The organism is Paenibacillus sp. Soil766, assembly GCF_001428105.1.
In the GTDB taxonomy this organism is placed as follows: domain Bacteria; phylum Bacillota; class Bacilli; order Paenibacillales; family NBRC-103111; genus Paenibacillus_E.
Genome location: NZ_LMSJ01000009.1, coordinates 92,407 through 106,551, shown reverse-complemented (window position 1 = coordinate 106,551; position 14,145 = coordinate 92,407). Strand labels below are relative to the sequence as shown.

General features: G+C 43.4%; 10 protein-coding genes. 2 read left to right on the top strand and 8 right to left on the bottom strand.

Annotated features, from left to right (window positions below):
* Positions 1 to 6: 6 nt before the first annotated feature.
* The 5 genes from ASG89_RS08045 to ASG89_RS08025 all read right to left on the bottom strand — a co-directional run bounded on the left by ASG89_RS08045 (position 7) and on the right by ASG89_RS08025 (position 5,076).
* A complete protein-coding gene (locus tag ASG89_RS08045) occupies positions 7 to 1,446 on the bottom strand; it encodes an SWIM zinc finger family protein (protein WP_321166484.1) in 1,440 nt (479 codons plus the stop codon).
* A gap of 215 nt (positions 1,447 to 1,661) precedes the next feature.
* Entirely contained in the window at positions 1,662 to 2,621 is a 960-nt protein-coding gene (locus tag ASG89_RS08040) for a D-2-hydroxyacid dehydrogenase family protein (protein WP_057310078.1), read from the bottom strand.
* Positions 2,622 to 2,654: 33 nt separating this feature from the next.
* Positions 2,655 to 3,638, bottom strand: coding sequence for a glycoside hydrolase family 43 protein (locus ASG89_RS08035; protein ID WP_057310077.1), 984 nt, complete (start codon positions 3,636 to 3,638; stop codon positions 2,655 to 2,657).
* A gap of 47 nt (positions 3,639 to 3,685) precedes the next feature.
* On the bottom strand, positions 3,686 to 4,276 hold the full coding sequence (locus ASG89_RS08030; RefSeq protein ID WP_321166483.1) for a GrpB family protein: 591 nt from the start codon (positions 4,274 to 4,276) through the stop codon (positions 3,686 to 3,688).
* Between the two features lie 5 nt (positions 4,277 to 4,281).
* A complete protein-coding gene (locus ASG89_RS08025) occupies positions 4,282 to 5,076 on the bottom strand; it encodes a Nif3-like dinuclear metal center hexameric protein (protein ID WP_057310075.1) in 795 nt (264 codons plus the stop codon).
* A 217-nt stretch (positions 5,077 to 5,293) separates the two neighbouring features.
* On the opposite strand from ASG89_RS08025, the gene ASG89_RS08020 reads away from it, so the two are divergent.
* Positions 5,294 to 6,340, top strand: coding sequence for a rod shape-determining protein (locus tag ASG89_RS08020; protein ID WP_057310074.1), 1,047 nt, complete (start codon positions 5,294 to 5,296; stop codon positions 6,338 to 6,340).
* A 51-nt stretch (positions 6,341 to 6,391) separates the two neighbouring features.
* Here the strand turns inward: ASG89_RS08020 and ASG89_RS08015 are convergent, their stop codons facing one another.
* The 3 genes from ASG89_RS08015 to icmF form a co-directional block, all read right to left on the bottom strand.
* Positions 6,392 to 7,723, bottom strand: coding sequence for a sensor histidine kinase (locus ASG89_RS08015; RefSeq protein WP_057310073.1), 1,332 nt, complete (start codon positions 7,721 to 7,723; stop codon positions 6,392 to 6,394).
* Between the two features lie 654 nt (positions 7,724 to 8,377).
* Positions 8,378 to 9,145: a sugar phosphate isomerase/epimerase family protein gene (locus ASG89_RS08010; RefSeq protein ID WP_057310072.1), complete on the bottom strand. Its 768-nt coding sequence runs from the start codon at positions 9,143 to 9,145 to the stop codon at positions 8,378 to 8,380.
* A 91-nt stretch (positions 9,146 to 9,236) separates the two neighbouring features.
* The gene (icmF, locus tag ASG89_RS08005; RefSeq protein ID WP_057310071.1) at positions 9,237 to 12,515 is read right to left on the bottom strand and encodes a fused isobutyryl-CoA mutase/GTPase IcmF; all 3,279 of its coding nucleotides are present in this window, start codon (positions 12,513 to 12,515) and stop codon (positions 9,237 to 9,239) included.
* Positions 12,516 to 12,690: 175 nt separating this feature from the next.
* Here icmF and ASG89_RS08000 point away from each other — a divergent pair, with 175 nt between their 5' ends.
* Positions 12,691 to 14,130 (top strand): sigma-54 interaction domain-containing protein, encoded by a 1,440-nt coding sequence (locus ASG89_RS08000; protein WP_057310070.1) that lies wholly within the window; start codon positions 12,691 to 12,693, stop codon positions 14,128 to 14,130.
* Positions 14,131 to 14,145 lie beyond the last annotated feature (15 nt).

Genomic DNA, 14,145 nt, shown 5'->3' with positions numbered 1-14,145 from the left:
TATTCATCAATACAGCATGCGAATGATTTCATTTGCAGAAATTATACTCAGTGGCTGTGCCTCAAGCTGATTATTCGCCCAGTTATGTTCAAACATGACAAGCATCACCCGATTCTCGAGGTCAGGCTTCGCTAACATGGAAATCAATGAGGTTGTTGGCTCATGAAGATACGGAATGTCGGCAAGGGGTAGTTGCTTACCATGTTCATCCATTAATACATAGCTAGTTTCTGTCTTTTTTATTTCTGAATAATGAAGCAATACAACCGGATGCTTGTCAGAAATTGGGTTCTTGATGAGATTTTTCACTTGTTTAATGACCTCTGTGTATGATTTCGAAGCTAATTGTTGGATAATGTGATAATCATGCGGTCCCGCCTCGCGGAATGTCGCTTCCTCGAAGCGTACTCTTGTATTCAGCTCACCAGGGTAAACGGCAAGTTCTTTCGCACGTACTACCTGAAAAACAGAGTCTTCTTCACGAATATATTTGGCTGCTCGAAATGGTCTGTAGGTTCGTGTTAGGTGGATTTGGCCACTTTGAAGATCAGCCCAATATCCCTCATCGATGTACTCCCCCCTTGCAGGATCCGAGTATGAACGGAACGATAATTGCAGCAACTCAATGTCGTTGCGTATACGGGAAAGTTCTCTAAGCTCGGCGATTTGCCAGGCATGTCCTATCCATTCTTCCAATGTTGTTTCTGCATCGATTGGCAGATCCGGATTCTCCAATCTACTGCTCAGGTACTCTTTACTTTTTTTAAGCAGCGTATGTAAGATTGTAAGCTGTTCAATGCTAACAGGGTACACTTTTTCTCGCTCTTGCTCGCTTCTGAATATCAGGATGAACTCTCTAAGTGATGATTGGATGCCTGGGATGAAGTAGTTACCTAACTGTTTCGCTTGCTCATCCGCGGTTTGAAGCGCTTTCTTATCCAAGCTGCCAAGTCCAGACGTAACCAGTTGGAGAATTAATTTCTCAGCTATACTTATTCCCTCTAACTGTGCCGTTATTTTTTTGAATAGCGCCGTCTTGTTCGGTTTACGCTTAGGAACAGGAGCATCCGTGGCGGTAGCTTCCTTCTGCTTCTCTTCCCTTTTTTCAGCTTTTTCTCTTTTGTCAGCAATATCTTGAGGAATGGGGGCAATCGTAAATGTCTTACCGGAAGTGAATGCGTACATCAATCCAAGATTGTGCTTACAAGGGAATTGTCGGCTTGGACATGTGCACCGGAAGACGGGATTGCCTTCTTTTATTACATCGACTGAACATTGATAGGGATCCTTACCGCTTCCCTTGCACTCCCCAAAAATGATCGTTTCATCCTCTGACTGACAAAGCAGCGGAAAGCTGTTTTTCTTCACCAAATCTTTGCCATTCTTGATCGCACTGCTATTGAGTGCCAGGCTGTCCACATAGGCTTCCGTTAAATGTTTCATCATGCACTCCTCATAACTTGGTTATACATCCCATTTCCACACAATTCCTGTATTTCCTTTTTCATGGGCAAATCTCGCCATAATGCATATGTATGTAAAAAACCTGAGACATAGTCTCAGGTTCCATTTTCTCTCACGTATTCCATGAACAACCCTCCTAGTTTCGATTGTTCATCGCGTTTATCTAAGTCACTTTCGTTAATAGTTAATGGTATTAATTAATTTAACTTTCGAATAGGCTCACCAGATAAATAAGCTTCAATATCTTCTACGACTTGTTTGTAAAAGGCTTCATAATTCGCTTTGGCTACATAGCCGATATGTGGTGTGGTGAGTAGATTCGGGAGTGACCGATAAATATCATCCTTAGGCAATGGTTCCACTTCAAACACGTCCACCGCCGCTCCAGCGATCCATCCCCCCTGCAAGGCTTCCGCTAGCGCTGCCTGATCCACGATCGGAGCTCTTGACGTATTGATGAGATAGGCCGTTGGCCGCATCCGCTTAAGGTCTTCCTCACGTATCAATCCTCTTGTCCTGTCACTTAATACAAGATGAATTGACACGAAATCACTGTTCGCCATCAGCTCTTCTTTAGAAGCTGCTAGTCTCACACCAACCTCATCGGCCCGCTCTTTCGTTAGATTCTGGCTCCAAGCCATCACATTCATGCCGAACGCATGACCAAATTTGGCAATCTTAGTGCCTAGATTACCGAGTCCAATAACGCCAAGTGTCTTACCGTACAAATCTGCGCCAACCGTACTTTGCCATTGTCCATTACGAACCGCATTGTGTTCCGTGACAATGTTACGTGCGAGGCCTAATAACAGCGCCCACGTGAGTTCGGCTGTGGCATTGCCAGCCCCTCCCGTACCACATACGATAATGCCTTGCGACGCAGCGGCGGTCATATCGACAGAAGCATTGCGCATGCCAGTCGTTATAAGTAACTTCAGCTTGGGAAGCCTTGCAAGTAATGCTGCGCGGAAAGGCGTCCTTTCACGCATAATGACGACAATTTCGCAGTCTGCGATCTGTTCAACCAGCTCATCCATGTGGTCGATATACCGATCGATACGCTTGACCTCCACCTGATCTATGATCTGCGACCAATCCGCAGAAGTCAAAGCTACTTGCTGGTAATCATCTAGTATTGCACAGCGTAGTTTCGCCATAAATATATCTCCTTCGTAGTTGTCATGGTTACTTTAATCTATTTGTCGAACCACTTGGAAGCTGTCCCCTGTGTCTACCATTTCGAACACTTTGCATCTTGATTTGGGCATTTGAAAAGGTTGATGAAGGATGAGCATCCAGGTTCCTTCAAATGTACGGAACAACATCCCGTGACCACTGTCTTCTTTCACAAGAGGAGGAAGTTGTTCCCACGGACCTTTCAAATTACCGGTAATCGACCGGGCGATGGTCTGCACATAACTACCTGCCTGATAACTGGACCACAGCATAATCAGATGACCACCTGAAGTTCGATACAATTGGCAGCCATCCGTTATATAAACACGAATGTCGCCATCGGGAAGTGCTTCATTGTTTTCCCAAAGTGCTTCCGACCCGTTGAACAATTGGATCGGTTCACCAACCGCTTCGGATAAATCTTCTTTCAAACTCACAGCTTCGATTGTACCATCAATGGTCTGAATCCACTCATGACAGTAAACCATCCAAGGTATCTCATCTTCGTCTACATATAAAGTTCCGTCAAGGGTCATCATCGTTTCTGGAAGAACATGGGATTCTTCATTCAACAGTTGAAAAGGGCCTTCCAATGAATCGCTAACAGCTATTACGGACCCTCTCCAATGTTTGGTAAACCCTTGAATCGGTTCCCCTTCTAATCGTCTGTCATTATTATGTAAGGTTACGAACAGATAGAAACGCCCCTTATACGCATGAACTTCTGGTGCCCAAGCACCATGCTGCGGATTAGCCCAACATCCTTCAGGAACAGTGAATACGATATAAGGACCTTCCCATTCGGATAGGTTCGTGCTTTTATACGTGAGGACACCATAACTTTCCATCCCATGAATCCTCGGTGATCCACCTGTGTACAAATAATAAACACCAGTAAGGTTATCGGCAAATATAAAAGGGTCATGTGCAGGAATCTCTGACAGTTGGAGCCCTTTTTGTGGAGAATTCACATCACAAGCTGAATTGTATACAGGCATATGAAATCAACTCCTTTATAAGGTGTGGTCAATAACCGAATTTAGCTCTACTCTTTTTGGGCCAATTCAATAATTGATTGAATGAAAGGCGCTTTCCTTAGCGTATATGTCGTTCTATCTTCAACATATAAGGAAGCAAGGTGCTTTTTGAGCTCGGCATAAGCTGCTGCTTGCTCTGGATGGCTTCTAAGATAATTCCTGAAGAGAAGGTTATTGCCCCATTCGTCACTACTACATTCGTAAATATGAAGGTGATGTGTGCCCTTCTTACACTCTCCCTTTCGAAAAAACCTACGATTGGGAAACTCCAATTTGGGAACATATTCATAGCCAAGCGTTCTTAAAGGTTCAATAAATAAGTCTGCTTCGTCCAGATGATTCACACTAACAGCGATATCTAGGATGGGTTTGGCAGGCATCCCAGCGATCGAGGTGCTTCCGATATGCTCAATTTGAATGGCACTGCTCGATAAAGCTTCAGATATCTTCTTCTTTTCTTTCTCGAACTCTCGAATCCAATCTGATTTATAGGCTGTAATAACGACCTCTTGTACCAAAGATATCCCCCTTATGAAGTAATCGGACTTGCAGGATAGCAGTACCTGTTCCTGCACGCTATTCGACTTCAAAGACTTCATTTTGTCTATAATACTTGGAAAATCGGTCTTTCTTTCACGTAGTGAACAGGAATCTCGGGGTACAAGCTTCTAAGTTTATTGGCCAGGAATTCCATACCTGGCTCTTCACTCTCCGCATGACCAAGCACGATTAATGCCTTATGTCTTCCTTGATAGACAGCATCCCTTACGTATTCAGGCGTTTCCCATTCAGGTCCTTCTCCATAAATAACTAGATCCAGTTGCTCTCTTTCAAATAGTGGCAGCGTATTCTGACCACCACCACGATATCCTGCGAGCACGCCGATTTTCGAACACATCAGCTCACGATTACCATGTGCCCTTAGGAAAGAAATTCCAAGGCGTTTCTTCACATGCTCTGCGATACTGAATACAGTTTCAGTGGGAATTTGCAGGATGGAGAAAGCAGCATGATGCTTATGTACGTATGGCATCCAATCGAGTTTCTGAATCAAACCTTCCATGACACCATCTGGTGTATAGCGATGTAAGTAATCGTGGAACCGGAATAACGCAATACCCGATGTTTCCAAGAGTCGTCGCTTTTCCTCATAGACAGGATCATCTTTCAGAATTGCCGTATCATCATGATGTGAAAAAAAGGGTCCTTCGTGAGAAATTATTAAATTGGCTCCGCTTCTAATCGCTTGCTCAATGATGAATTGTGTCGGCATGAAAGCGATCACAATTCCGGTTACCTCGGTATCTGGATGGCCGAATTTCAAGGTATCGACAGTTTGCTCAAGCCTCGCGACCGGAGATATCAACGCATCGATAACTGTTTGTATGTTTACTCGCATTGTAAGTCCCTCTCATCGTTCCATTTAATTGTATCCGACGCTCCTTTATTCTCTGGATTTCCCGCTCGAACCTTGGGTTTAGTTATCTATTCGTGGTCTCATAAATATTTCCTTTGTCGTCAGCCCCCTTAAATCTGCAAATGCACAAGAATACTATACAGACGTGAATGCCACCTCCCCATCAAGCCTAATTACAATTCAAAGGAGGAAACAAGTAATGTTCAAACAGTTCGATAAGTTATTTGGGATTGATTTAGGTACTTCCAACACAGTTATTTTCGAAAAGGGTAAAGGTATTGTGCTTAATGAACCCTCCGTCGTCGCATTTAATCAACAGACAGGTGAATTATTAGCCGCAGGAATCGAAGCACAAGCGATGATTGGACGAGCACCCGCGCATGTGGATATCACGTATCCTTTGGTACATGGAGTCATTGCTAATTTTGACAAGACCAGCACGATGCTGAACTATTTTATAAAAAAAATTCAAGGTAGACCCTCTTTTCTTCGTAGTTCGCAAATTTATATTACGGTGCCGTGCGGCATTACGAACGTGCAAAAACGAGCGATTGAAGAAACCATCGTCCATCGGGGAGCCAAAAAAGCGATTGCAGTCGAGGAACCTATTGCAGCCGCGCTTGGAGCCGGACTAATGCTCGACGAACCGGTAGGTCACTTAGTCCTGGATATTGGTGGCGGTACAAGTCAAGTAGCCGTGTTGTCACTTGGCGGAATCGTCGCTAGCCATACGATCAACCGCGGTGGTCTGTCCATCGATCGCGATATTATGGAGTATGTAAAACGTCAATATAACATGGAAATTGGGGAACGGACCGCTGAGCTTATCAAAATGCAAATCGGAACTGCCACCACAGCAACGGAAGAACGTTCGATAGAGATCCGTGGTCGTGATTTGGTTAATGGTTTACCCCGCTCTATCCGATTAGTCTCAAGTGAAATATACACAGTAGTTAATGAATTCTTGGATGCATTGATCGAGGCTATCAGGTCTACGTTAGAGCTTTGTCCGCCAGAACTTGCTGGCGATGTCATGGAACAAGGCATATTGCTTTGTGGAGGTGGCGCGCTGCTGGAAGGAATTGATGAACGTATACGTGCTGATACTGGCGTTGCCGTTCATATCGCTGAACATCCTCTGGAATGCACAGCACTAGGGACAGGTTTAATGCTTGGCGTATACAGATCAAAGAGCAAACCTCTTATGCAGGAAGACTTGAAGGATGACCAAGTTGCTGTTAGTTAATGATAAAAAGCTTAGTCTGCGAGGCGATGTCCCGTAGACTAAGCTTTTTGGTTATTCGGACCAGAGCGGCATGATCACTTTCAGTTGTGTACCTTCTTCCGTACTGTTTACAATTTCAATATAACCGCCGTGTGAGTTGATAATGCGCTGCGAAATCGACAAGCCTAAACCCATACCTGTTTTTTTGGTAGTATGGAATGGTGTGAAAATGTGATCCCAATCCTCCTCAGGAATACCAGAGCCCGTGTCTGTGAGTAGAATATGAATTTCATTGTTCTTCGTATAGTAGTCAATCTTGAGAACTTTTCGAACTGACTTCTCCATGGCATCCATACTGTTATTGATTAAATTGATGAAGACTTGCCTTACTTTATCTCTATCTATTGAAACAATAATATTTTTATGCGAGATGAATTCGATGCTTACATTCTTTTCTTGTGTATGTATGGAAGTCAAGGCTATGGATTCTTTAAGTACATCCAGAATGTCAGCTTCCTCCGTTTGAATTTTGCCGCTTTTAATAAATTGATTATAGTTAATAAGGATACTGTTCATATGGTCTCCAGCAATTCCAATATGATTTATCATCCCTTTGGCGCTGCCGTCCAACTCCTCATTTCGTGACAAGAGGTCGGAATATCCTTTCACAACAGTAAGTGGATTATTCATTTCATGAATGAGTCCAGAAGTCGATATTTCAATTTGTTCTTCTTTCTCTTTTCTTTTCAGAATTTGAGAAGTATCTCTGATCATCCTTGTACTCATATGAACAAAAATAAAGAAAATAATGATAGAAAACATCATGACCGCAATTTGGCTTGAATAAATGAAAGTGCCTGCCTGTAAGTTTAGAACACCGATCATATAGGTTAATAGAAAGGTAAGGCTGAATAAGGTCAAGAAATTCCTCACGTACTTATCCGCCACTTTCCTACTTGCAATTAATGTCAATAGAATACTTACAATTAATAATTTAATGTGGTTAACAAATAGACTGCCCCATTCACCATAGATTGGGTACAAGATAGTTACCTGATTACCGATTCCTTGAATCGACTTTAACCCTAATACGCCAAGATCTGTCCAATTGATGATATAAATAAATACAGACCACAAGCCATAAGCCATAAGTGTATACTTATTTATGATTAGATTCATCCATTTTGCTTCATCTTTGGATAGATATTTTAGAGAAATATAGCCCACATACAAAAAAGCTGGAGGAAGCATGATCGAACCAATTCGCAAGAGCTGGAACAGAAATAAGATCGAATCCTTATTCATGACGTCGTTGCTATATAACACACTGACATCTAATTGCCATATAGACATGAAGAACATGAATAGTACCATGGCATTGGTAAGTTTCGTTTTAAACAACATTTTACACGACATTCCTAAAAACAGAGGCACCAAAGACATAGCAGCCATTAGAATAAAATTCATAAATGAACCTACTTTCAATATCACAATTGTTTGATAATTTCCGCATTTTCCTAAGTTGTCATTGCGATATCTAGCAGATTCCTGCAAAAAAGACCTACAACCATGTGTGGTTGTAAGCCAGGTATTATGACTCCGTGATTATAACATAACTCTCACACCTCGTGGAATAGGAGTTCGCACACATATTTATGGTAACTGGAGAGTGAAATGTGTGATCCTTCCTTTTAGAAAAATTGATATCCGTTCTTTCCGTTTGCTTTAACCCGATATATGGCATCATGTTGCTGCTGTACTGCCTATTTCTGATCGTACACTTGCAGCTGCATGAGCATGAAGTATACAGGCAATTGTGATCAACCTCCCTAACAACTCCTGTACTATCCCTACAATATACTCCGGAGTTAATAGTTAGAACGGTTAGGTACTACAGATCACTTTAGCATTTGGCCGAAGCAAATTCGGACTATTCGGAGCTTCAATCAGGAGTCAGTCGAATAAATCCATTAGTGGTGTACGCGAGCGAGCATTTTGCCCACAAACAAAAGAGCCAAGCGCGCAAAAGCGCCTAGCTCCATATTCACTCAAGCAAATCTATCCCTTTAATCCTAAACTAGCAAGGTTGGCGAAGCTAATGTCCAAACTTTCGAACGGATTACGTCCGTAGCAGTCGTCCTGCTCGACCGCGGCCCACTCCACGCCGATTTCTTCGCAGGCTTGAATAATGCCTTTGAAATTCATATTACCTTCACCGATTTCAGCGAAACGCTGTTTCCGATCTGGCGTTATGCACATATCCTTGAAATGGACAACTTTCATGCGTCCGTCCACTTTGCGAATCCACTCAATGGGATCGGCTCCGCCAGCCTGCACCCAATAAACGTCTAGTTCAAAATCTACTGCTTCGGGATCAGACTCGTCAAATAAAATCTCCATACCCGTTTTTCCATCATATTTAGCAAATTCGAAATCATGATTATGGTAGATGAACTGTAAACCGGCACTTTTCAATTGTCTGCCAAAATCGGATGCTTGCTTGGCAAAAGCTGCATAGCCTTGGCTCGTTTCACGGAATTCCGGCGGAAGTCCACCTAATCCAACATACTTGCAATCCCAGGCCAAATGTTTCTCAATGACGGAATCCATATCGTTTAATAAATCGTTATACCCGATATGTGTAGCACAAATGCTTAAACCCGCTTCATCCGTAAGCGCTTTAAATTCATGAATACCAATGGGACCAACACCTGACGCTTGCACCGATTGGTACCCCATTTGCTTCACTTTCTTCAAGCTGTCGCGAATATCCTCAGGGGTTTGTAGATAGTTACGAACTGTATACAATTGCGTGGCGATTCTCATTCATCTCACTCCATTCAACTTTTTTGGCACCTTCTCATATATATCATGGAATGGACAGATGAGCTATATGATTCTATGAAATTTTTGTAATTTACATATTTCTGCGATATTGTCCGCCTACTTCATATAACGCATTTGTGATTTGCCCCAGCGATGCTACTTTAACCGTTTCCATCAGTTCTTCAAATAGGTTCCCGTTATGGCGGGCTACCTGCTTTAAACGTTCAATAGCATCGGGACATGCCAACTTGTGCTGTTCATGAAAGGCTTGCAGCCCAGTAATTTGCGATTCCTTCTCCTGAACGGTTGAACGCGCCAGCTCGATTTCAATCGTAGGATGATGTTCGCTTGACTTAACAAACGTATTTACCCCAATTATCGGCAGCTCTCCGGCATGCTTTTTATACTCATAATTGAGGGATTCTTCTTGAATCTTACCACGTTGATATTGCGTTTCCATTGCCCCTAACACACCGCCACGTTCATGAATTCGCTCAAATTCAGCTAACACGGCTTCTTCCACAAGATCCGTTAAATCGTCCACAATAAAGGCACCTTGCAGTGGATTCTCATTCTTCATCAAGCCCAATTCCTTATTAATGATTAATTGGATCGCCATCGCCCTGCGCACAGAATTCTCTGTCGGTGTCGTAATCGCTTCATCATAAGCGTTCGTGTGTAAGGAATTGCAATTATCGTAGATCGCCATGAGCGCCTGCAGGCTGGTACAAATATCATTGAAGTCCATCTCCTGGGCATGCAAAGATCGACCTGACGTTTGAATATGATACTTTAACTTCTGACTGCGTTCATTGCCGCCATATTGATTACGAATGACCGTTGACCAGATCCGACGTGCAACTCTGCCCATTACGGTATATTCAGGATCGAGTCCATTGCTGAAAAAATACGATAAATTCGGCGCAAAATCGTCAACATGCATACCGCGGCTCAAATAATATTCAAGAAATGTGAAGCCATTTGCTAATGTAAAAGCCAACTGCGTAATGGGGTTTGCTCCCGCTTCAGCAATATGATAACCGCTAATACTGACCGAATAGTAATTACGCACCTTTTGATCAATGAAATATTGCTGCATGTCCCCCATCATTTTTAAAGCAAATTCAGTTGAGAAAATGCATGTGTTCTGCCCTTGATCCTCCTTCAAAATATCTGCTTGCACCGTACCTCGGACGGTTTGAAGCGTCCAAGCTTTGATTGCTGCATACTCATCATCCGTAGGTTGAATACCCGTGTTCTGGACGAATTTCTCAACTTGCTGCTGAATTGCCGTATTCATGAACATGGCCAAGATCATCGGCGCAGGTCCATTAATGGTCATAGAAACGCTTGTGGAAGGATGGCATAAATCAAATCCTGCATAGAGTTTATTCATATCTGCTAATGTACACACATTTACTCCGCTGTTCCCTATTTTCCCATAAATATCGGGGCGATAGTCAGGATCATGGCCGTACAAAGTAACGCTGTCAAATGCTGTTGACAATCGTTTGGCTTCTTCATTCTGACATAAATAGTGGAATCGTCGGTTGGTGCGCTCAGGTGTACCTTCTCCGGCAAATTGACGCTTAGGTTCTTCACTCGTTCGCTTAAAAGGAAACACGCCTGCCGTGTAAGGGAAGTAACCTGGCAAATTTTCTCGCAATAACCATTGAAGGATTTCCCCTTCATCTTCGTACCTTGGCAAACTGATTTTAGGAATCTTACTCCCAGACAACGATTCAGTAAACAAGGCAGATCTCAATTCACGATCTCGAACGCGAGAGACGAGTTCATCTTGCGAGTAAGCTTCACGAATGTGCGGCCATTCTTGAAGCAGCTTGAGACATGTTGGGTGAAGATTCGCCTGATAATGTGCGATCATGTCATCTATTTTGCCAATCATAGCATCTGTTTGTTCCCCAGAGTTATTTAAACTAGAATGCTCAGACAGCATCAGCGCTTTCGTCCCCCGAAGTTGATATAGCTTACGCGCGATCCCCACCTGCACAGTAGTAAATCGCCTATATGTTCGAATCGTTTGTACAATGTCTCCGAGGTAGCCGGTACGGTTTGGGGGTATGATCACATGCTTAGTTGATACCGGCTGCAATTTCTCCTTCACAACAATAGGCCAATCTCCGCCTGTTTTCTCCGCAATAAACTTCAACATCAACTCGAATAGAACGTTTGTTCCACAGTCGTTAAACTGACTTGCTATCGTGCCAAATACAGGCATTTCCTGCGCAGGTGTATCAAATAAGCCATGACTTCTCTGGAATTGTTTACGTACATCACGCAATGCGTCCTCCGAGCCACGTCGATCAAACTTATTAATGACGACCATATCGGCGTAATCGATCATATCTATTTTCTCCAATTGAGTGGCTGCGCCAAATTCACTTGTCATCACATACATCGCCACATCACATAGCTTGACAATCGCCGAGTCGCCTTGTCCAATCCCACTTGTCTCCACTACCACCAAATGATAGCCAGCAGCTTGAACCACTTGAATGGCTTCCTTTGTTGCAAGGCTCAGTTCAGACTTCGCGCCTCTTGTTGCTAAGCTGCGCATATATACCCGAGAACTGTTGATCGCATTCATGCGGATCCGGTCACTGAGGAGTGCTCCTCCTGTTTTCATTTTGGAAGGATCAATTGAAATAATTGCGATGCATTTATCGGGAAATCGGGCGAGAAATCGTCTGACCAACTCATCTATTAGTGTACTCTTCCCAGCTCCCCCTGTTCCTGTGATGCCAAGTACTGGTGCTTGAGAAGCTTGTTTTTGCGCTAAAATAGGTGCCAATTGTTCCCACTGTCCGCTGCCAACGACTTCTTCAGCCGCAGTGATCAAGCTTGCTATTATACGCCAATGGTTTTCTTTCGAAATGTGCAGATCATCTATGTCATTTGATACCTTCTTTGGCGTTGGGTTGTCAACTTCACGAATCATATGATTGATCATGCCTTGTAGACCAAGCTCTCGACCATCGTCAGGCGAAAAAATTTTGGCAATACCATATTGCTGTAAATGATGGATCTCGGAAGGAACGATGACACCTCCGCCGCCTGCGAATATTTTAATGTGCCCGGCATCTTTTTGCTGGAGAAGATCGTACATGTAAGTCAGATACTCAATATGACCTCCTTGATAGGTGCTAATTGCAATCCCTTGCACATCTTCTTGAATCGCAGCATGAACAACTTCCTGAGCGGAGCGGTTATGACCTAGATGAATCACTTCAACTCCCGATGCTTGCAGAATCCTTCGTATAATATGAATGGTCGCATCATGTCCATCAAACAGCGCTGACGCCGTAACAAATCGTACAGGATTCTTGGGCCGATAGACTTGAGTGTTCACAGTAAACCCACCTTTTTATCATTGTCGTCGTCGATGCATCCAAGCGTTGTTATCACTTTTCACTCGATTTCTATGCAAATGAGCTGCAAATCATGTCCGTGTCATGTTTCCAAGCATACAATCATAAGCTGTTAATTGAACCACTGAACCATTCTTCTTGAGGCGGGTGAACCAAATGTCCGAGCAGAACGATTATGGATCTAAATATTTTGAGCAGATGTTGACGATCATTGATGTCGGTGTTCACCTGATTGATAACAAGGGAATTACTATTTTTTATAACGAGAAGATGGCAGAGACGGATGGTTTACAAAGGGAACAAGTTATTGGGAATAATTTCTTCGACCTCTTCCCTTCACTCACGAACGAAACTAGTACTTTCATGAAAGTACTGCAGACAGGAATTGAAATCCGCGAAAAAATCCAAACGTACGTGAATGTTACAGGGAAAAGAATTACGACTATTAATAGCACGTACCCGCTCTTGGAAAATGGCGAAATCATCGGCGCTTTAGAGGTAGCCAAGGATATCACGAGTATTGTTCATCTCCATGATCAAATTCTGGATCTCAGGCATCAAATCTATGAATCACCATCCAAGGATAAAAAAAACACAAGCGCTGCCCGTTACCATTTCAGCGATTTAATTGGCCAGAGCGAGTCCTTTTTACACACTATCGCCTTCGCCAAAAAGGCATCTCGCACGAGTTCGCCCGTACTGATCTCAGGACCTACCGGTACGGGAAAGGAATTGTTCGCCCAGAGCATTCACAATGCAGGAGCCCGTCGGAACCGCTTGTTTATTGCTCAGAACTGTGCAGCAGTTCCTAACGAGCTGATGGAAGGGATTATGTTCGGAACTGCTAGAGGCGCGTTTACTGGCGCGATTGATCGTGCTGGATTATTTGAGCAAGCTAATGGGGGAACACTTTTTCTAGATGAATTAAATAGCTTGGATTTATTTCTGCAGGCCAAACTATTGCGAGTCCTTCAAGATGGCATCGTTCGCCGAGTCGGTGGAACTCATGAGCAGCAAGTCGACGTCCGCATCATTACCGCCATGAACATCGATCCGAAGGAAGCATTGGCCCAAGGCTTGCTTAGAAACGATCTGTATTACCGACTCAACGTGGTGAATTTGCACCTACCTCCTCTAGGACACAGAAAAGATGATATTCCGCTCCTCACTTCCCATTTTATTGAAAAATTCAATCACTTATTCGGCATGAAAATAAACGGTATCTCTCCATCGGGATTGGCAACCTTAATGAATTACCATTGGCCAGGCAACATTCGTGAATTAAGCCATGCGATCGAATCTACCTATAATATGATGGAGCTGGAATGCGAAAGGATTGAAGATCATCATCTGCCCGCCTATCTATTGGGAAATACACTACCAACAGCGCTTCAATCCACTCGTCGGAGCGAACATATAGAAGATTTCCCGACCAGTAGATTAACTGATAAAGTGAAGCAAATGGAAAAAGAAACCATCACGGATGCGCTCGCATTACATCAATATAACATCACGCTCACCGCTCAAGCACTCGGGATCAAGCGCCAAGCCTTACAGTATAAGCTGAACCGCTACGGCATTGTAAGGAAGCCCTAATATCATAGGATTAGT